This window comes from Rhodanobacter sp. FW106-PBR-R2A-2-24, assembly GCF_058789615.1.
On the sequence record NZ_JBYTBV010000002.1, the window covers coordinates 557507 to 575344 of the forward strand.

A 17838-nucleotide genomic window follows, 5' to 3' on the forward strand; every position below is an offset into this window, starting at 1 on the left:
CTTGCATGGAAACGCAGACGCAGTGGTATTACGGAGACCAGCACGGCCGCCAGTCGGGGCCGCTGTCGCGCGAGGAATTCCTCCGCGTGATCGAACGCGACCACCTGCCGCCGGACACGCTGGTGTGGCGCGACGGCCTGGCGCAGTGGCAACCGCTCGCCAGCCTGATGGCCGAGCTGGCGCCACCGGCCGCGCCAGCCGTCCCGACAACGCCGCCTCCACCGCCGCCCTTTCGCACGCCACCGCGGGCGCCGATCCCCACCGACGTGGTCTACGCCGGCTTCATCCGCCGCTGGGCGGCACTGCTGCTCGACGGTCTCGTGCTTGGCGCGATCAGCTTCGTGCTGATTTTCGTGCTGGCCATGGCCATCGGCCTGTCCGTGCTGGGGCACGGCCACGAACCCAACCCCGCCGTCGCCGCCTGGTTCCTGCTGATTTACCCGCTCATCTTCGGCCTGGCGCTGCTGTACTACTCGCTGCAGGAAAGCTCCGTGCACCAGGCCACGCTGGGCAAGCGCGCGCTGGGCATCAAGGTCACCGATCTGGATGGACGCCGCATCAGCTGGAAGCATGCTATCGGCCGCTGGTTCGCCGCCGCGCTCTCCCACCTCACCATGGACATCGGCTTCCTGATGGCCGCCTTCACCGAGCGCAAGCAGGCGCTGCACGACATGGTGGCCGGCACCCTGGTGGTGGATCGCTGGGCCTATACCGACCAGCCGCAGCGGCAAAACCGCCAGACCTCCGGCTGCCTGATCCTGCTGCTGGTGGCCGCGTTCGCCATCGTGCCGATCATCGCCATCCTCGCCGCCATCGCCATCCCCGCCTACCAGGGCTACCTGACGCGCGCGCAGGTCACGACGGCCATCGCCCAGGCGCAACCGCTGGAACCGCTGATCGCCGGGGCCTGGCAGGCTAACCGGCAATGCCCGCGCAACGGCGAGGCCGGCATCCGCGCCCCCGAGGACTACGCCAGCACGGTGCTGGGTTCGATCCGCACCGGCGCCATGAAGAACGGCGGTGACTGCGCGATCGAGCTCACCCTGCGCGTGCCGGGCCAGCGCGCGCTGGACGGCAAGCGCCTCTGGCTGACCATGGACACCGGCAGCGGTAGCGCGCCAAGCTGGCACTGCCGCGCCGAATTGCCCAACCGCGACCTGCCCATGAACTGCCGTATCGAGGAATGATGGATCAACCACAAGCCACCACGCCCCCCGCCGCCGCGCTGCGCCAGCGCCTGGACGCCACCGAAGCCCAGTTGAATCGCGTGCTGCTGGGCAAGCCGCGCCAGGTCAAGCTGGCGCTGGCCTGCCTGATCGCCGGCGGCCACCTGCTGCTGGAAGACATGCCCGGCGTGGGCAAAACCACGCTGGCACACGCACTGGCGGCGAGCTTCGCGCTGGATTTCCAACGCGTGCAATTCACCAGCGACCTGCTGCCCTCGGACATCGTGGGCGTCAGCGTGTACGAGCGCGAAACGGGACAGTTCCGCTTCCACCCCGGCCCGATCTTCGGCGGCTTGCTGCTGGCCGACGAGATCAACCGTGCCACGCCCAAGACGCAGAGCGCGCTGCTGGAAGCGATGGCCGAGGGCCAGGTCACCGTGGACGGCACCACCCGCGCCCTGCCGCAGCCGTTCTTCGTGGTCGCCACGCAGAACCCGCTGGACCTGGCCGGCACCTTCCCCCTGCCCGACTCCCAGCTCGACCGCTTCATGCTGCGCCTGTCGCTGGACTACCCCGACCCCGCCGCCGAACGCGCCCTGCTCACCGGTGCGGATCGCCGCGAACTGCTGGGCCAGTTGCAGCCCACGCTGGATGGCGCCGCCCTGCTCGCACTGCGTGCGCAGGCACAGACCGTGCTGGCCAGCCCGGCCCTGCTCGATTACCTGCAAGCCCTGCTTACCGCCAGTCGCCGGCATGCCGACATCCGCACCGGATTGTCGCCACGCGCAGGGCTGGCGCTGTTGATGGTGGCGCGTGCCTGGGCGCTGCTGCACGGGCGCACCTATCTCCTGCCCGAAGACCTGCAGGCGCTGTTCGTGCCCTTGGCCGCACATCGGCTGGTGCCGGCGCGCGGCGCCAGCGGCGAGGCACTGGCGAGCCAGTTGCTGGCCGAGGTGGCGGTGGACTGATGCGCGCGATCCCGCGCCGCCTGGTGGCGCTGGCCGAGCGTCGGCTGCCCGCGCTCACCCGCCTGCGCGCGCCGGAATCCCTGCCGATCACGCTGGATCGCCGCCGCATCTACATCCTGCCCACTGCCTTTGGCCTGGGCTTCGGCGCACTGCTGTTCGTGATGATGGTGGGCGCGCTGAACTACGCCAACAACGCCGCCTTGCTGCTCACCTGCCTGCTTGGCGCGGCCAGCGCGGCGAGCATGCTGGTAGCCTTTCGCACGCTGGACGGACTCACCCTGCGTGGTATCCGCGCCAGCCACGCCACCGCCGGCGAACCGCTTGAGCTGGTGCTGGATTTCGCCGCCACGCGGGCGCGCGATGCGTTGCGCCTGGATGGCGCGGGCCTGGCGCTGGCCTTCGCCGTGGACGGCAACGCCGAAGTCCGCCTGTCACTGCCCACCTACCGGCGCGGCTGGTTGGCGCTGCCGCGATTCAAGCTGTGGAGCAGTTGGCCGCTGGGCCTGTTCCGCGCCTGGAGCTGGCTCCACCCGCAGCAAGCCGTGCTGGTGTGGCCACGCCCCGAGCCATCAGGCCCACCGCCCCTGCAGCCCGGCGGGGCCAGCGAGCAACTGCAGCCGCAAACCGGCGACGAGCTGGCCGCGCTGCGCGACTACCGCCGCGGCGATGCCCCCAGACACATCGCCTGGAAGGCCAGCGCCCGCCACCTCGATCTCCTGGTGAAGGATTTCGACCGCCCCGAACCCCTCGCCAACTGGCAGTTGGCATGGGAGGAACTGCGCCACCTGGATCGCGAGGCACGCATCGCCCGGCTGGCGCGCTGGCTGGGCGAGGCCGAGGCGCAGGGACGTCACTACAGCCTGCACCTGCCCGACCAGCACATCGAGGCGGGCGGCGGCGCGGCGCATTACGCGCGCTGCATGAGCGCGCTGGCGGTGCTGCCATGAGCCATGACGCCGCCGCTTCGCTGGATCGACGCAGCTTCGATCTGGCGGCGCTCGCCACCAGCGTGGTGCTGGCGCTGCACGCGCCGCACCTGCCGTGGTGGCTCACGGCAGCACTGGCGCCGGTGCTGATGCTGCGTTGGTGGTGGCGTCGCCAGCATCCGGCCCGCACGCCGCCCTGGCTGAAATTGCCGCTGCTGGCCTTGCTGCTGCTTGCCACCATAGCCTGGTACGGCAACCTGTTCGGCCAAGCGCCCGGCGCCGCGCTGGCCGTGGGGCTCCTGGTGCTGAAGCTGCTGGAAACCGAAACCCGGCGCGATGCCCGCGCCGGCATGAGCTTTGCCGGCTTCACCCTGATGGCGGCGCTGCTGTTCGACCAGGGCATGGTCAACACCCTGGCCGTGGCGCTGGGCCTGTTGCCGCCGTTGGCGGCGCTGCGTGCGCTGCAACCGGGTCGGCGCGTGCCGGCGCCGCTGTGGCGCGAGCTCGTGCCCGGCGCCGGCCTGCTTGCCGCGGCGCTGCCGCTGGCCATCGCCGCCTTCGTGCTGGTGCCGCGCCTGAGTTCCCCCCTGTGGGGCGCGCCCAGCGGTGGTGACGCGCGCACCGGGCTGTCCGACCGCATGACGCCCTCCGCCTTCACCCAGCTCCTGACCGATGACAGCCCGGCCATGCGGGTGAGCTTCGACGGCCCGCCACCACCACGTGCGCAGCGCTACTTCCGCGCCTACGTGATGGATCATTACGACGGCAGCAGTTGGACGGCCAGCGACACGGCGAACCAGGCACCGGCGCACCTGGATGCCGGACAAACCCTGCGTTACCACATCAGCCTCGAACCCACCCACACACGCGTACTGCCCGCATTGGACGTACCGCTGGACGCGCCCACCGACGCCCGCCTGCGCCGCGACCATGTGCTGCTTGCCGACAAGCCCGTCAACAGCTTGTACGACTACACGCTGACGTCGGCCATCCGCTATCGGCTGGAACCGCAGCTTGGTCGCCATCACGCCCGCTGGCTGCAACTGCCCGCCGGCTTCAATCCGCGCACGCTGGCGCAAGGCCAGGCGTGGCGCCGGCAATACGGCAGCGACGATGCGGCCATCGTGCAGGCCGCGCTCACCCTGTTCCACGACGGCGGCTTCCGCTACACGCTGGCGCCGGCGCCGCTGGGCCGCGACGCCATGGACGACTTCCTGTTCGACACGCACGAAGGCTTTTGCGAACACTACGCCTCGGCCTTCACCGCGCTGATGCGCGCCGCCGGCATCCCGGCCCGCGTGGTCACCGGCTACCAGGGCGGCTACTGGAACGCGCTGGGGCATTACCTCCTGGTGCGCAACGCCGACGCGCACGCCTGGGGCGAGGTGTGGCTGGCCGGCCGCGGCTGGGTACGCATCGACCCCACTGCCGCGGTGCGCCCGCAGCGCATCAGCCAAGGCGCGGCCGCCGCCGTGTCCGGCCAGCTACCGTGGTATCAGGACGGCTGGCTGCAATCGCTGCGCAACCGCTGGGACATCGTCAACCGCTGGTGGAACCTCGGCGTTAATGGCTTCGACGCGCTGCGTCAGCGTGGCCTGCTGCAACCCTTTGGCATTCGCGACACTGACGCCGCCATGCTGACGTGGCTGCTCGCGGCGGCTTGCGCGCTGGCGATGCTGGCCGGGCTCGGCTGGGTGTGGCGCGGGCGCCCACCCGAAGACCTTGCCCGCACTGCGTTGCGCCGGTTGGAGCGCAAACTGGCACGGCTTGGCGTGGCGCGCCAACGCGGCGAAGGGCCGCGCGATTATCTGCAACGCGCGGTGCGCGCCCTGCCGGCGCGGCGTGCGGCCTTGACCGAACTGCTGCAATGCTGGATCGAACTGCGCTATGCCCATGCCCGACCGCCAACTGAATCCCTGCGCGCCTTCACCCGCGCGGTGCGGGATTTTCCAGTTGGCCGCGTGGTCAAATGAGGCCAACGGGCCGCACCCCTACTCGTTCCCCATGGAGAAACCGCCATGTCCCTGCATCGCCCCCTCGCGCTAGCCGCGAGCCTCGCCCTCCTGGGCGGCTGCGCAACCATGCCGCAACCACTGCAAGGCAGCTATACCAACCTCACCACCTCGGCGGCGCAGCAGGGCGGCGCCGGCGGCGCCCAGGTGCGCTGGGGCGGCGAGATCATCAAGACCGAACCCGGCCCGCAGCAGACCTGCTTCTTCGTCCTCGCCCGTCCGCTGGATGGCCAGGCTCGCCCCGAACAGGGCCGCTCCGGCAGCGACGAGGGTCGCTTCGTGGCCTGCCACAGCGGTTTCTACGACCCCGAGGTCTTCGCCCGCGGCCGCGAGCTGACCGTCACCGGCACCATCCACGGCACGGTGACGCAAAAGGTGGGCGACTACGACTACCCCTACCCGCGCGTGGAAGCCAACGTGGTGTACCTGTGGCCCAAGCGCCCGGTATACGTGAGCACACCTTACCCGCCGGCCTTCTACGACCCGTTCTGGGGTCCCTGGGGGCCGTGGGGCTACGGCCCTTACCCGTACTGGGGCGGCCCGCGCGTGATCGTGGTGCGGCAGCCCACGCCGCCGCCACCGCCCAAGCCGTAAGCCATCGGCCCACGAAAAAGCCGGCCCTCGCGGCCGGCTTTTTCGTGGCAGACACGGTGGCTTTCAACCTGGCGGCCAGTGCAGCCGGCGCCCGGCCAGGAGATGGACATGCAGATGGAACACGGTCTGCCCACCATCCTCGTTGCAGTTGATCACGGTGCGATAGCCCTGCGCGGCAAAGCCCTCGCGGCGCGCGTAGTCGGCGGCCGCCAGTTGCAGGCGGCCGAGCAGGAGCGCATCGGCAGCCGTCGCCGCGTCCAGCGTGGCGATGGGCTGCTTGGGGATGAACAACACATGCACCGGCGCCTGCGGGTTGACGTCGCGGAAGCCCAATACCTCGTCGTCCTCATAAACGATGTCGGCGGGAATCTCGCGCCGGATGATCTTGCTGAAGATGGTATCAACCACGGTGTTGCCCCCATTTGAAAGTGCGGCCATGGACGGCCGCCCGTTTGATCTTCGCAATCATGGATGATCGCAAACCTGGAGCGAAAGTGCGGTCATGGACAACTGCCCATTTGATTCTCGCGATCACGGATGATCGCAAATCCACAGCGAAAGTGCGGCCACCGACGGCCGCCCGCCCGATCTTCGCGACCAAGGAAGATCGCAAGACTAAAGCAATTGGCGGCCGCCAAACGCATGCGCCAGCGTGCTGCGATCCACGTATTCCAGTTCGCCGCCCAGCGGCACGCCGTGCGCCAGCCGCGTGGGTTTGATGCCGCCGGCGCGAGCGAGCTGCGCGAGGTAATGCGCGGTGGCCTCGCCTTCCACGGTGGGATTGGTGGCGACGATGAGTTCCTCCACCTCGCCCTCGCCCAGCCGCGCCGTGAGCTGCGGCAAACCCAGTTCATCAGGCCCCAGGCCATCCAGTGGCGACAACCGGCCATGCAGCACGAAGTACTGCCCGCGATAGCCGGTGGCCTGCTCGATGGCGGCCATATCCACCGGTGATTCCACCACGCACAGCAGTTGCCGCTCGCGGCTGGTGCTGGCGCAGATGCCACACACGGGCTCCTCGCTGAAGTTGCGGCAGCGCCCGCAACGACCGATGCGCTGCATGGCCTCGCGCAGCACCTCGGCCAGCTGCAGCCCACGCTCGCGGTCGCGCTCCAGCAGATGGAAGGCCATGCGCTGCGCGCTCTTGCCACCCACGCCGGGCAAACAGCGCAGCGCGTCGATGAGGGCGGCGAGAAGGGGGGAACCGCTCATGCTTGTCTCGATTTACCGTAGGAGCCCGCTCGCGGGCGATGCTCCCGCTTTGGAGCTCCAGAGAAGGAGCATCGCCCGCAAGCGGGCTCCTGCAACGAACCCGCATTCCTCAGAACGGCATCTTGAAGCCGGCCGGCAGGTTCATCCCGGCGGTGACGCCGCCGAGCTTGTCCTTGCTGGCCTGGGCGACCTTGTTCACCGCGTCGTTGATCGCGGCGGCGACCAGATCCTCGGCCATCTCCGGATCGTCGGCGAAGGTCTGGCGGTCGATCGACACCTTGCGTACCTCGTGCGCGCCGCTCATGGTCACGCTCACCAGGCCGCCGCCGGCACTGCCGGTGACCTCCAGCTTGGCGATCTCGTCCTGCGCGCGCTTCATGTCTTCCTGCATGCGCTGCGCCTGCTGCATCAACTGACCGATCTGGCCTCTCATCACACTGCTCCGCTACGACGGGTTGTTCAGGGGTTTCACCGACTGCGGCACCACGCGGGCACCGAAGTCGCGTTGCATGGTCCGCACGAACGCATCATTCGCCATGGCTTGCTCGGCGGCGCTCTGCGCCGCGTCGCGCGCCTGGCTCGCGCGCGCGGCCGGCGTGGCTCCGGCCGCGCCCTTGTCGATGCCGACAAAGCGCAGCTTGATGCGCTCGCCCAGCGCCTGGCTGAGGCGCTCCTCCATCTGGCTCACCATCGGCTCCACCGCCATGCTCATGTGCGCACTCTGCAGCGCCAGCACCAGGGTGTTGCCGTCGCGCTCGCGCAGCACGGCGTTCTGCGCCAGTACGCCGAACGGGCCGCGCAAGCCGGCTTGCTCGATCAGGCTTTCCCAGGACGGCATACCGTGGGCATCGCGCGGCACGCTGCGCGACGCGGCCAGCACCTCATCGCGGACGCCAGCCGCCGGCGCGGCGGCGGCAGGTTCCCGGTAAACCGGCGCCGCGGCGGCCGGCGTTCGCACGGGCGCCGCGGCAGGTGCAGGTCGCGGCGTGGTGGCAGGCCGCTCGGCCACCGGCTGCCCCGCGCCATCGCCGGGCCGGAACGCCAGCATGCGCAGCAGCGCCATCTCGAAGCCGGTGCGCGCGTCGGGCGCATAGGCCAGGTCGCGGCGACCGGTAAGGGCTATCTGGTAGTACAGCTGCACGTCCTCCGGCGCGATGCGCGCGGCCAGCGCGTGCAGCGCCTCGCCGTCGGCGCCTTCCTCGTCCAGCCGGTAGCCGGGAATCAGCTGGATCAGCTGCAGGCGATGCAGCACGCCGGCGAGGTCGTCCAGCACGCCGCCGAAATCCGGCGAGTACGAGGCGATCTGCGCGCACTCGGCAATGAGGCGCGTGCCGTCGCCGTCGGCCAGCGCGCCCAGCACGCCCAGCACCTGGCCGCGTGCCACGCTGCCCAGCATGGTGCGCACATCGTCGGCCTTGAGCGCGCCACCGCCGTAGGCGATCGCCTGGTCGAGCAGCGACAGGCCGTCGCGCAACGAGCCATCGGCGCCGCGCGCCAGCTCCTCGATGGCGGCCTCCTCAAAGGCGATGCCTTCGGCGCCGAGGATGTGGCGCATCTGGCCGCTGATCTGCTCGGGCAAGAGGCGCTTCAGGTTGAACTTCAGGCAGCGCGACAGCACCGTCACCGGCAGCTTCTGCGGGTCGGTGGTGGCGAGCAGGAACTTCACGTGCGGCGGCGGTTCCTCCAGCGTCTTCAGCAGCGCGTTGAACGCGCTCTTGGAGAGCATGTGCACCTCGTCGACCAGGTACACCTTGAAGCGGCCGCGCGACGGCGCGTACTGCGCGTTCTCGATCACCTCGCGCACGTCATCCACGCCGGTGTTGCTGGCCGCATCGATCTCCAGCAGGTCGACGAAGCGCCCCTCGTCCACCGCCGTGCACACCGAGCATTCGCCGCAGGGATCGGCCGACTGCCCGCGCTCGCAGTTCAGCGACTTGGCGAAGATGCGCGCGATGGTGGTCTTGCCGACGCCGCGGGTGCCGGTGAACAGGTAGGCGTGGTGCATGCGGCCGGTGTCGAGCGCATTGGTGAGCGCGCGCACCACGTGTTCCTGCCCCACCAGTTCGGCGAACTTGCGCGGGCGCCATTTGCGGGCGAGAACTTGATAGGACATGGCTACCAACGTGGGGGCAAAGCCTGATTGTGCCAAGTCGGCGAAGACAAGTCAGTAAAGCGCGCCCCGAAATGGCGGTAGCCCCGCCAGCCACACCCCGGCACCCGAATCATCCACTACCGTTGCTTCCTTCCGGACCTGGCGGAGTTTGCGGACTATCGTCGCGGGGGGACCGACGGGGCCACCATGAACGCTGCACGACCTGTTGCCGTGACTCACTTCAGACTGATTGGCGGAGAGGGCGGGATTCGAACCCGCGATACGGGGATAAGCCGTATACACACTTTCCAGGCGTGCTCCTTCAACCACTCGGACACCTCTCCGCGCCTTCCCTCCCGCTAAACTCCAGCGGGTGAAGAGGCGGAAGGATAGCGGCGGGAAGGCTGGCTGACAAGCTCAACCAGCGTTGACCGACGGCGGCAATGGCGCGCCCAGCGCGAGCCGTTCGCCGGCCACGGCCACCCGGCAGCCGCGTGCAGCCAGCGCGGCACCGTCGGCGACGCTGCCGTAGTGGTAGAGCGCAAACCGGGCGCGCAGCGCGGCATCGTACTCGCGCTCGATGTCGTCGATGCCGGTGTGCGAGGGATTGCCGACCAGGCCGCAGTCATGCGCGATCAGTTCGCCGTGTGCGGCGTGCAGCGCCAGTGCCTCGGGGATAGGCCGGGTGTCGCCGGTGTAGACGAAGCTGCCGGCAAGCGCGAGCCCGAAGGAGGTGTTGGGCCGGTGATGCCGGGTGGCGAACACGTCGAACCACTGACCGTCCAGCCAGAAGCCGCGCGTGCACGGCACCAGTCGGAACGCCTCCCAGAAGTTCACCCCGCCTTCGGCCAGTGCGCCGGGGTAGTCGGCCACCCGCGTCTGCAGCCAGGGAACCAGCGCAGCCTGCGCGAACAAGCGCGTGGTGCCGCGCAGGTGCGCATCGAACCACAGCTTGAAGAACAGGCCTTCCAGCCCTGCCACGTGATCCATGTGGGTGTGGGTGATGTAGAGCGCGGGTGGCGGTGCACCGTAGGCAGCGAGGTAGCGATCCAGCGTATCCGCCCCGCAGTCGATCAGCAGCACCGGCACGCCGTCGCGTTCGAGCACCGCCGCCGAGGAGCCCAGTTCGCCCGCTGCGCTAGCCGCGCCGGTGCCCAGGAAATGCAGATGCCAGTTCATGCGCCGAACGTAGCCTCGTAGGCGTCGAGGAGAGGTGTCCAGATACCGGTGCGGAACGCCGCCTCGCCCTGCGCCGCGGCACCCAGTTTGACCAGCGAGCGATGCAGGCGCGCGAGGTTGGCCTGCCGCCAACCTGGATCTGGCGCGCGCAGGCGACCGCGATCGAAGTCGATCAGGTACAGCGCGCCCGGCGCCACCAGCACGTTGTGCGCGTTCAAGTCCGCATGCCAGATGCCGGCACGATGGAAACGCGCCACCAGCGCGCCCACCTCGCGCGCCAGCTCGACGTCGAACCGGCCGGCAGCCAGGCGTTCGGCCAGGGTTGACGCATCGGCGATGCGACGCGTGATGAGGTCGGCGCTGTAGTACAGACCGTGCCGGCGATAGCGCGCAGCGATCGGCGCCGGCCCCGGCAGGCCCAGCCGCGCGATCTCGGCCAGCAGACGGAATTCGGCGAAGCAACGTGTGGCGTCCGCGCCGCGCCACCAGTAGCGATCGCCCATCAGCTTCGCCACCATGCCGCCGCGACGATAATGCCGCAGCACGCCTTCGCCGACCGGCGTGGCGATCACCGACACCCCGCCGCGCCCGCCCGCCTGCACGCGCAGCGCGCCGCGTTCGCGCCAGTATTCCGGCACGAACCAGTCGTCCTCGACTTGTGGCGAGGCCTCGGCGTCGAACAGAATCGCGCCATCGGCATCTTCGCGCAGTTGCTCTTGCATCGGTGCGGGCGTGCCTCTTGTAACTTCCGGCGATTCTACATGTCCCCTCCCCGCTCCATCTGCCTGCTGCGCACCTCGGCCATTGGCGACGTCACCCACGTGGTGCCGCTGCTGCGCACGCTGCAAGCCGCCTGGCCACAGGCCAAGCTCACGTGGATCGTGGGCAAGCTGGAGCGCAAGCTGGTGGGTGACCTGCCCGGCGTGGACTTCGTCACCTTTGACAAGGCCGCCGGGCTGGCCGGCATGCGCAACGTGTGGTCGACACTGCGCGGGCAGCGTTTCGATGCGTTGCTGCAGATGCAGGTGGCGCTGCGTTCGAACCTGCTGAGCCTGGGCATCAAAGCCGAGCGCCGCATCGGCTACGACCACGCCCGCGCGAAGGATCTGCATGGCCTGGTCATCAACGAGCGTATCCCCGCGCGTAGCGGCGAACATGTGCTCGATGCCATCGGCAGCTTCTGCGAACCGCTGGGGCTGAAACAGACCCGCGTGCGCTGGGATCTCCCGATTCCCGACGAAGCGCAGGCGTGGGCCGTCGACCAGTTGCCCGGCGACACGCCAACCCTGCTGGTCAGCCCCACGTCCAGCCACGTGCTGCGCAACTGGCGGCCGGAGCGCTACGCCGCAGTAATGGATCACGCCGCCGGCCGCGGCTGGCGCGTGGCGCTGGTCGGCGGCCCTTCCGCGTTCGAGCGCGTGGCGGCCGACGCCGTGCTCACCCACTGCAAACACACGCCGCTCGACCTCACCGGCAAGGACACGCTGAAGAAGCTGCTGGCCTTGCTCGGTCGCGCGCAGCTGCTGCTGACGCCCGACTCCGGCCCGATGCACATGGCCAACGCGATCGGCACCCGCGTGCTCGGCCTGCACGCAGCGAGCAACCCGAACCGCTCCGGCCCCTATTCCGACCGCCGCTGGTGCGTGGACAAGTACGACGCGGCAGCGCGCAAATACCTTGGCAAGCCGGCCAGCGAACTGGCCTGGGGCACGAAGATCGAGAAGCCCGGCGTAATGGATCTGATCAGCGTCGACGACGTGATCGAGCGCTTCGAGGCCTCGGTGCTGGCCACGCAACTGCCATCGTAGGAGCCCGCTGGCGGGCGATGTTTTTGCTTCGATGCATCAGAGCAAAAGCATCGCCCGCCAGCGGGTTCCTACGCGTGAGAATCACACCGCGCGATAGTCCTGGTAAGACTTCTCTTCCACCAGCTGCGAACCCAGCTTGAGGTTGATCTCGCGCTTCACCGCCGCGCGCACGTCGTTCTGGAAATACACCGAACGCGCCAGCTCGATGAACTCGGCATCGAAGGCCTGGGCTTTTTCCTTGAGGCGTATCTTGTCCTCGATTTCCCACAGCGCCGCGTTGACGGCGGCGAGACGCGCGCGTTCGTCGGCGATGTCGGTCGTCGAGGCCGGGTGTGCGGCCCAGGTGGCGTTCAGCAGATCGAGCTCGGTGCGCACATTGGCGAGCTTGGCTGCATCGACAATCTGCCGCGACTTGATTTCGAGGATGGTGATCTTGTCGATCAGCTCACCATAGGACACCGGGGTCTGGATCAGGCTCATGGTTTGCTCCGAAGTTCAGGCGACGTGGCCGGGATGGAAGGCGCCCTGGCGCAGCAGTTCGCAGATGGTGCGCACGTCGCCATCCAGCGCACGGTCGCGGTGCAGGAAACCGATACGCTGGCGCAGCGTTGCGTGGGCACGGCGCACGTCGTCGCCGGCGTGGAAATCCTCGGCACCGGTCAGCGCCGCGGCCAGCTGCTGCACCTCGGCCACGAATTGTGCGTGGTGCGGCTGGCCTTCACGCGGCGCATTGGCAACCTTCGCCGCCAGCGCCTGCCAGCCACCGCGCTGGGCGAGGCGGCGCGCAGCGTTGAGCATTTCCTGGCGGTAGTCCAGCGCCTGCGCGGCGGTATACAGCTCCAGCGCGATGACGTAACCGACGTCCTCCATCATCTCCAGCACGTGGCGCGCCTCGTTGGCGCCCATCGAGACGTGGTCCTCGGCGTTCGCGCTGGTCGGCACCGAGTAGACACTGGCCGGGTGCGCGCGGGTGGCGAGGTCGTTGACCAGGGCCGCGGCGGTGTACTGCACGATCATGAAGCCGGAATCGGTGCCGTCCTCGTTGCCAGTGAGGAAAGCCGGCAGGCCGTCGTTGTTGGCCGGGTCGACCAGCTTGTTGAGTCGCCGCTCGCTGATCGAGGCCAACACCGGCAGCGCCGCCTTCACGTAGCTCATCGCCAGCGCCAGCGGCATGCCGTGGAAGTGGCCGGCGGAGATCACCTGCTCCTCGATGAACTGCGCGCCCTCCGCATCGGGGAAGATCAGCGGGTTGTCGGTGACCGCGTTGAGTTCGACGTCGAACACGCGGCAGGCCTGCGCCCAGGCGTCGCGCACCGCGCCGTGCACCTGCGGCATGCAGCGCAGGCAATAGGCGTCCTGCGGCTGGTGCTTCTTGCCACCCTTGAACGGCAGGAAGCGCGCATAGAAGGCCTCACGGCCGTGGCGCTGGTTGGCCGGCACCCAGTCCCAGCCAATGTCGAAGCTGAGCGCCTGGTCGTCGGCCTCGCTCCACGCCTCGGCACTCCACGACTTGAAGCGCGGCACCAGGTGGTAGGGAATGTCGACCAGGGTCGAGCCTTGCAGCAGTTCGCGCACATGCGCGGCCACCGCGACCTGCCCCGGATGCGGGCGCAAGGCGTGCACTTCGGGGCGGAGCGCCCCGCTGCGCCCGGCGAAAGCGTCCAGTGTCATCGCCGCGGCGAGGTCGGCGGTGTCGAGCAGGCGTTCGAGATCGTGCAGCGCCAGCGTACCGGTGGCCAGCATCTGCGCCGTGCCATTGTTGAGCGCGAGGCCTTCCTTGAACGACAGTCGCACCGGCGCGAGGCCAGCGCGCTTGAGCGCCTCGCCGCCCGGCAGGCGCTCGCCGGCATAGAACGCTTCGCCGCCACCCAAGAGCACGATGGCCAGGTGCGAGAGCGGCGCGAGATCGCCGCTGGCGCCCACCGAACCCTTCTCCGGCACCACCGGCACCACGCCGGCGTTGAGCATCGCGGTGAGCGCTTCCAGCGTCTGCACGCGGATACCGGAGTGCCCGCGCATCAAGGTGTTGATACGGATGCACAGCATGGCGCGTACCACGTCGGCGCCGAAGGGTTTGCCCACGCACACCGCGTGGGTGGTGATGAGGTTGTGCTGCAGCTCTTCCAGCAGGGTGCCTTCCGGCGTCTCCGCGCGGCTGCCCGGCAACTCGTCGCGCACGCGGTGCGCGCCCAGGAGCTTGTCGGCATTGCTGCCAAAACCGGTGGTGACGCCATAGGTTGGCTCGCCGCAGTTGACCTTGTCGGCGAGGAAATCCGCCGCGCGCTGCACGCGCTGCAGCTGCTTCGCATCCAGCGCCACGTTCGCACCGTCACGGGCCACCGCCACCAGCTGCGCGCGGGTCAGGTTGCTGCCGTCGAGAAAAATGGTCTTGCTCACAAATGCTCCAGCGGGCCATGGGCCACGTCACCAAAACCGATCGCGGCTGCAGCCGCTCCCACAGGCACCGCGCCGCAGGAGCGACTTCAGCCGCGACACGCATCCATCAACCCATCGCTGCGGCCTGCTCCAGCTCCACCCGCAGCGTCTTCACCAGTTCGGCGCGCGCCACCTCGAACTGGTCGCCGCGCGTCAGGTCCTTCACCGTTACCGTGCCCTTGGCCAGCTCATCCTCACCCAGCACCACGGCGAAGCGGATACCAGCGCGGTCGGCGTACTTGAACTGCTTGCCCAGCTTGCCCGCTTCCAGCACCACCTCGGTGGCGATGCCAGCGGCGCGCAGCTCGCCCGCGATGGCCAGATAGGCGGGCAGCTGCGCCTCGTCCATCTGGGTCACCAGCACGTCCACCGTGCTGCGCGCGCTGTTGATGAGGCCGGCGTCGCGCAGTTGCCAATACAGCCGGGTGAGGCCGATGGAAATGCCCACGCCGGGCAGGTGCGACTTGGTGTACTGGCTGGCGAGGTTCTCGTAGCGTCCGCCGGAACAGATCGAGCCGATCTGCGGGTGATCGTTCAGCGTGGTCTCGTAGACAGTGCCGGTGTAGTAGTCGAGCCCGCGCGCGATGGAGAAGTTCAGCGCGAAATGCGTCTCCGGCACGCCAAAGGCGTGGATCAGGCCCAGCACCTCGCGCAGCTCGGCGCGGCCCTGCTCCAGCGCCTCCGGGCCCGCGCCCAGCGCGTCCAACTGCGCATAGGCGTCGGCCAGCGACGTGGAGCGCACCTGCACGAAGGCGAGGATCTTGTCGGCCACTTCGCGCGCCAGCCCGAAGCCCTCACCGATGAGCGTGTCGCGCACGTAATCGGCGCCGCGCTTGTCCAGCTTGTCCACCTCGCGCAGCACCAGCATCTGCTGCTCACCGTCGGCGATGCCGAGGCTCTCGAAATAGCCGCGCATCAGCTTGCGGTTGTTGAGCTGGATGGTGAAGGCGCCGATGTCCAGCTCGCGGAACACGCTGTAGATCACCGCCGGCAGCTCGGCGTCGTAGCGGATCGACAGCGCATCCTTGCCGATCACGTCGATGTCGCACTGGTAGAACTCGCGAAAGCGGCCGCGCTGCGCGCGCTCGCCGCGATACACCTTCTGCATCTGGTAGCGGCGGAACGGAAAGCCCAGCTCGCGCTCGTGCTCGGCCACGTAGCGCGCCAGCGGCACGGTGAGGTCGAAGCGCAGCGCCAGCTCGGGTGTTGGGTATGCCCGTCGAACCAGTTCCTCAATAGGGGACTTGGGCTCCGTTTTTGTATTACTGGCTAGAGAAATCAGCTTTTCTATTTGATCGTCAGCGCTTGCTAGCGCGCCGGTGGACTGCACGAAATACACCTGCCGCTCGGTCTCGCCGCCGCTCTTGGTGAGCAGCACGTCGGAGTACTCGATCACCGGCGTCTCCACCGGCAGGAAACCGAAGCGTTCGTAGTTGCGGCGAATGGTATCCAGCATGCGCTGGAAGGCGATCTGGTCGAGCGGCAACAGCTCAAGCACGCCGGGCATGGTGCGGGCCGGGGTAAGCGCCATGAAAACCTCTGCTGACTGGGGAGCGCCGCGCCATGGCGACGGCAGTCGTCAAGGTTAGCAGATGCCCCCGTGCCAGGCTTCTCCAGAACCACGCCAGCCGGGGAAACCGCCTGGTTCGGTGGTCACCCCAGGCGCAACGTGCCACAACTCGCCAACCCCGTTCGATGCCATGCCGCGAATGCCGCAGCCCGCATATTGGGTGCACCAGGCGCTTTGGTTTTCACGCGGCGCAGCTGACCAGGCGTCGCCCGGCGACGCCCTCACGCCGACGTCCGGATTCTTCACCAGCACCAAGCCGTGGCTGCCATCGCACGCACGGCATTGATACCCATGGTGGCGTCCCCATATACTCCCGCAGCCAATCGAGTTTCCCCGGGGGTGTACTGGCTTCGACGGGGGTAGTGAGATGGCTTGGTGCATGCCGAGGGGGCAGCTTTCCTCGTTAATCCAGCAGCAAACTCATAGTTGCCAACGACGACAACTACGCTCTCGCCGCTTAAGGCGTAAGCCCCGAACCCACTTGTGCTCATGCTCGTCGGTGTAGGGTCATTATCATGAGATCGCCGAACGCTGCCGCCTGGCGGTTCTAGGCTAAATCAATCAGGCTGGTTTCGCGGTGCGCTTTGTCCACCGTGCTTGTCGCGAAACGAGATCGAACGGTGAGCTAAGCATGTAGATCCGGGCATTGAGCGCCTTCGGACGCGGGTTCGACTCCCGCCACCTCCACCAACAAGCCGTCCAACGGCATCCAATAAAGGCCGGAAATCCACGAGAAATCAAGGATCCCGGCCTTTTTCTTGTCCAATGCTGTCCGGGGGCATCCGTTGCAATCCGGATTCCAGTAGAAACGTCGCGGGTCATTGGTCGCAGGGTTTCGGGGGGGGGGCTCATCAATAGTTCTGGGCGAGCGCGTCGAGCACTGTCTGAGTAAAGCCTGAGACTGCTGCCACCGAAACGGCACCTGGGTCGCCACAGTTTGCCGCTGGCTGGCGAGACTTTCAGGTACAGGCCACCTCCATCGGAATAGTCGCGGTGACCTGTCGACGGGCCTGACCTTGCGTATGGCGATATCAGTGAGCTTGGGGGCATCCGCAAACATCGTAGGGGTGTCAAACGCCACCGCGCCTCACCAGATACCGGATTACAACGGATGCCCCGGGCACTATTGGATAATCAGACAATAAAAAAAACCCGCCTGAGTGGCGGGTTTCTCTAGTCTTCTTGGCCCGTACTGGGCGTTGCCGGACTATGTAATGGTGCCAAGAGGGGCATCGAAAAGCCAGCATTGGCAAGGATTGCGAGGCCTCTACTTTAAATCTACCGTCAAAGTTACCGCTTTCCGTACGCGACACTCAGCGCCGGCAGCTTTCAGACAGGAACGGCCACCAGCTTCACGCCCACCGCGTGGCAGACCTTCGCCAGTGTCTCGAAACGTGGCTTCGCGCCGGGGCGCAGCGCCTTGTACAGGCTTTCACGTCCCAAGCCCGACGCCTCGGCAATCTCGGCGATGCCGCGCGCCTTGGCGACGTGCCCCAGTGCGCGCAGCAGTTCGTCGGTATCGCCATCGGCCAGCACTTGCGACAGGTATTCGGCAACCGCCGCCTCGCTTTCCAGCAGGTCGGCCATGTCGAAGGGTTGCAGTTTTGCGTTCATGTTATGCCTCCTTCGCCAGTTGCTGGGCGTGGCGTATGTCGCGCCGCTGCGATGCCTTGTCGCGAATGCCTCGGTTTGCATGACGGTATAGGGCATGCGTTGAGTGTATCCACTAGGATACATAGCGGCAGGCTGTCCGGATAGTCAGGCGCGAGCCGATGCCCGAGCGCCCTCGCGCGCGATATGGGCGCCTTCCATGGGGTTTGTTTCGCAAACACGATGCGCGGACGATTGGTCAGCCTTCCACCTCGTCCAGCCATT

The 17838-nt window shown here is 67.9% G+C and carries 16 protein-coding genes, 1 tRNA gene and 2 other RNA genes; 7 read left to right on the forward strand and 12 right to left on the reverse strand.

Features of this window, described 5'->3' with window-relative positions:
• Window positions 1-5: 5 nt before the first annotated feature.
• Genes AC3WQA_RS03640 through AC3WQA_RS03660 form a run of 5 tightly spaced genes read left to right on the forward strand, consistent with a single transcriptional unit; the run spans window position 6 to window position 5666 of the window.
• The gene (locus AC3WQA_RS03640; RefSeq protein ID WP_492673737.1) at window positions 6-1187 is read left to right on the forward strand and encodes an RDD family protein; all 1182 of its coding nucleotides are present in this window, start codon (window positions 6-8) and stop codon (window positions 1185-1187) included.
• Complete coding sequence (locus AC3WQA_RS03645; RefSeq protein ID WP_492673738.1) at window positions 1187-2134, forward strand: AAA family ATPase; 948 nt, start codon at window positions 1187-1189, stop codon at window positions 2132-2134. Before AC3WQA_RS03640 ends, AC3WQA_RS03645 begins: the two co-directional genes overlap by 1 nt.
• Window positions 2134-3081 carry a DUF58 domain-containing protein gene (locus AC3WQA_RS03650; RefSeq protein ID WP_492673739.1) on the forward strand — a complete coding sequence of 316 codons (948 nt, stop codon included), beginning with the start codon at window positions 2134-2136 and terminating at the stop codon, window positions 3079-3081. Before AC3WQA_RS03645 ends, AC3WQA_RS03650 begins: the two co-directional genes overlap by 1 nt.
• Window positions 3078-5033, forward strand: coding sequence for a transglutaminase TgpA family protein (locus AC3WQA_RS03655; protein WP_492673740.1), 1956 nt, complete (start codon window positions 3078-3080; stop codon window positions 5031-5033). Before AC3WQA_RS03650 ends, AC3WQA_RS03655 begins: the two co-directional genes overlap by 4 nt.
• A 45-nt stretch (window positions 5034-5078) precedes the next feature.
• Window positions 5079-5666 carry a Slp family lipoprotein gene (locus tag AC3WQA_RS03660; protein ID WP_492673741.1) on the forward strand — a complete coding sequence of 196 codons (588 nt, stop codon included), beginning with the start codon at window positions 5079-5081 and terminating at the stop codon, window positions 5664-5666.
• Between the two features lie 63 nt (window positions 5667-5729).
• Here AC3WQA_RS03660 and AC3WQA_RS03665 read toward each other — a convergent pair whose 3' ends face one another.
• From AC3WQA_RS03665 to AC3WQA_RS03700, 8 genes are all read right to left on the reverse strand, one after another.
• A complete protein-coding gene (locus AC3WQA_RS03665; protein ID WP_492673742.1) occupies window positions 5730-6074 on the reverse strand; it encodes a histidine triad nucleotide-binding protein in 345 nt (114 codons plus the stop codon).
• Between the two features lie 207 nt (window positions 6075-6281).
• On the reverse strand, window positions 6282-6878 hold the full coding sequence (recR, locus tag AC3WQA_RS03670; protein ID WP_492673743.1) for a recombination mediator RecR: 597 nt from the start codon (window positions 6876-6878) through the stop codon (window positions 6282-6284).
• Window positions 6879-6987: 109 nt separating this feature from the next.
• Window positions 6988-7311, reverse strand: coding sequence for a YbaB/EbfC family nucleoid-associated protein (locus AC3WQA_RS03675; protein ID WP_492673744.1), 324 nt, complete (start codon window positions 7309-7311; stop codon window positions 6988-6990).
• Between the two features lie 12 nt (window positions 7312-7323).
• On the reverse strand, window positions 7324-8991 hold the full coding sequence (dnaX, locus tag AC3WQA_RS03680; protein ID WP_492673745.1) for a DNA polymerase III subunit gamma/tau: 1668 nt from the start codon (window positions 8989-8991) through the stop codon (window positions 7324-7326).
• 81 nt (window positions 8992-9072) lie between these two features.
• An RNA gene (gene ffs / locus AC3WQA_RS03685) (signal recognition particle sRNA small type) lies at window positions 9073-9169 on the reverse strand.
• Between the two features lie 52 nt (window positions 9170-9221).
• A tRNA-Ser gene (locus AC3WQA_RS03690) sits at window positions 9222-9314 on the reverse strand.
• A gap of 73 nt (window positions 9315-9387) precedes the next feature.
• Complete coding sequence (locus tag AC3WQA_RS03695) at window positions 9388-10149, reverse strand: MBL fold metallo-hydrolase (RefSeq protein WP_492673746.1); 762 nt, start codon at window positions 10147-10149, stop codon at window positions 9388-9390.
• A complete protein-coding gene (locus tag AC3WQA_RS03700; RefSeq protein ID WP_492673747.1) occupies window positions 10146-10871 on the reverse strand; it encodes a 3-deoxy-D-manno-octulosonic acid kinase in 726 nt (241 codons plus the stop codon). The genes AC3WQA_RS03695 and AC3WQA_RS03700 overlap by 4 nt, the downstream gene beginning before the upstream one ends.
• Window positions 10872-10910: 39 nt before the next feature.
• On the opposite strand from AC3WQA_RS03700, the gene AC3WQA_RS03705 reads away from it, so the two are divergent.
• A complete protein-coding gene (locus AC3WQA_RS03705) occupies window positions 10911-11957 on the forward strand; it encodes a glycosyltransferase family 9 protein (protein ID WP_492673748.1) in 1047 nt (348 codons plus the stop codon).
• Window positions 11958-12038: 81 nt separating this feature from the next.
• Here the strand turns inward: AC3WQA_RS03705 and AC3WQA_RS03710 are convergent, their stop codons facing one another.
• From AC3WQA_RS03710 to hisS, 3 genes are all read right to left on the reverse strand, one after another.
• Window positions 12039-12437 (reverse strand): DUF6165 family protein, encoded by a 399-nt coding sequence (locus AC3WQA_RS03710; RefSeq protein WP_492673749.1) that lies wholly within the window; start codon window positions 12435-12437, stop codon window positions 12039-12041.
• Window positions 12438-12452: 15 nt separating this feature from the next.
• The gene (locus AC3WQA_RS03715; protein ID WP_492673750.1) at window positions 12453-14354 is read right to left on the reverse strand and encodes an HAL/PAL/TAL family ammonia-lyase; all 1902 of its coding nucleotides are present in this window, start codon (window positions 14352-14354) and stop codon (window positions 12453-12455) included.
• Window positions 14355-14460: 106 nt separating this feature from the next.
• Window positions 14461-15924, reverse strand: a complete 1464-nt coding sequence (gene hisS, locus AC3WQA_RS03720) for a histidine--tRNA ligase (RefSeq protein WP_492673751.1) — start codon at window positions 15922-15924, stop codon at window positions 14461-14463.
• Window positions 15925-16298: 374 nt separating this feature from the next.
• Between hisS and ssrA the strand changes: the two genes are divergently transcribed.
• Window positions 16299-16653, forward strand: a transfer-messenger RNA (tmRNA) gene (ssrA, locus tag AC3WQA_RS03725).
• Between the two features lie 639 nt (window positions 16654-17292).
• On the opposite strand, the gene AC3WQA_RS03730 is transcribed toward ssrA, so the two are convergent.
• Entirely contained in the window at window positions 17293-17577 is a 285-nt protein-coding gene (locus AC3WQA_RS03730; protein WP_492673752.1) for an addiction module antidote protein, read from the reverse strand.
• Window positions 17578-17838: the final 261 nt, after the last annotated feature.

What these genes read in the sequence shown, in the direction of transcription:
- recR (WP_492673743.1), bottom strand. Translation starts at nt 6,878, where the DNA reads ATGAGCGGTTCCCCCCTTCTCGCCGCCCTCATCGACGCGCTGCGCTGT.
- AC3WQA_RS03660 (WP_492673741.1), top strand. Translation starts at nt 5,079, where the DNA reads ATGTCCCTGCATCGCCCCCTCGCGCTAGCCGCGAGCCTCGCCCTCCTG.
- AC3WQA_RS03640 (WP_492673737.1), top strand. Translation starts at nt 6, where the DNA reads ATGGAAACGCAGACGCAGTGGTATTACGGAGACCAGCACGGCCGCCAG.
- AC3WQA_RS03655 (WP_492673740.1), top strand. Translation starts at nt 3,078, where the DNA reads ATGAGCCATGACGCCGCCGCTTCGCTGGATCGACGCAGCTTCGATCTG.
- AC3WQA_RS03645 (WP_492673738.1), top strand. Translation starts at nt 1,187, where the DNA reads ATGGATCAACCACAAGCCACCACGCCCCCCGCCGCCGCGCTGCGCCAG.
- hisS (WP_492673751.1), bottom strand. Translation starts at nt 15,924, where the DNA reads ATGGCGCTTACCCCGGCCCGCACCATGCCCGGCGTGCTTGAGCTGTTG.
- AC3WQA_RS03705 (WP_492673748.1), top strand. Translation starts at nt 10,911, where the DNA reads ATGTCCCCTCCCCGCTCCATCTGCCTGCTGCGCACCTCGGCCATTGGC.
- AC3WQA_RS03675 (WP_492673744.1), bottom strand. Translation starts at nt 7,311, where the DNA reads ATGAGAGGCCAGATCGGTCAGTTGATGCAGCAGGCGCAGCGCATGCAG.
- AC3WQA_RS03695 (WP_492673746.1), bottom strand. Translation starts at nt 10,149, where the DNA reads ATGAACTGGCATCTGCATTTCCTGGGCACCGGCGCGGCTAGCGCAGCG.
- AC3WQA_RS03710 (WP_492673749.1), bottom strand. Translation starts at nt 12,437, where the DNA reads ATGAGCCTGATCCAGACCCCGGTGTCCTATGGTGAGCTGATCGACAAG.
- dnaX (WP_492673745.1), bottom strand. Translation starts at nt 8,991, where the DNA reads ATGTCCTATCAAGTTCTCGCCCGCAAATGGCGCCCGCGCAAGTTCGCC.
- AC3WQA_RS03650 (WP_492673739.1), top strand. Translation starts at nt 2,134, where the DNA reads ATGCGCGCGATCCCGCGCCGCCTGGTGGCGCTGGCCGAGCGTCGGCTG.
- AC3WQA_RS03730 (WP_492673752.1), bottom strand. Translation starts at nt 17,577, where the DNA reads ATGAACGCAAAACTGCAACCCTTCGACATGGCCGACCTGCTGGAAAGC.
- AC3WQA_RS03700 (WP_492673747.1), bottom strand. Translation starts at nt 10,871, where the DNA reads ATGCAAGAGCAACTGCGCGAAGATGCCGATGGCGCGATTCTGTTCGAC.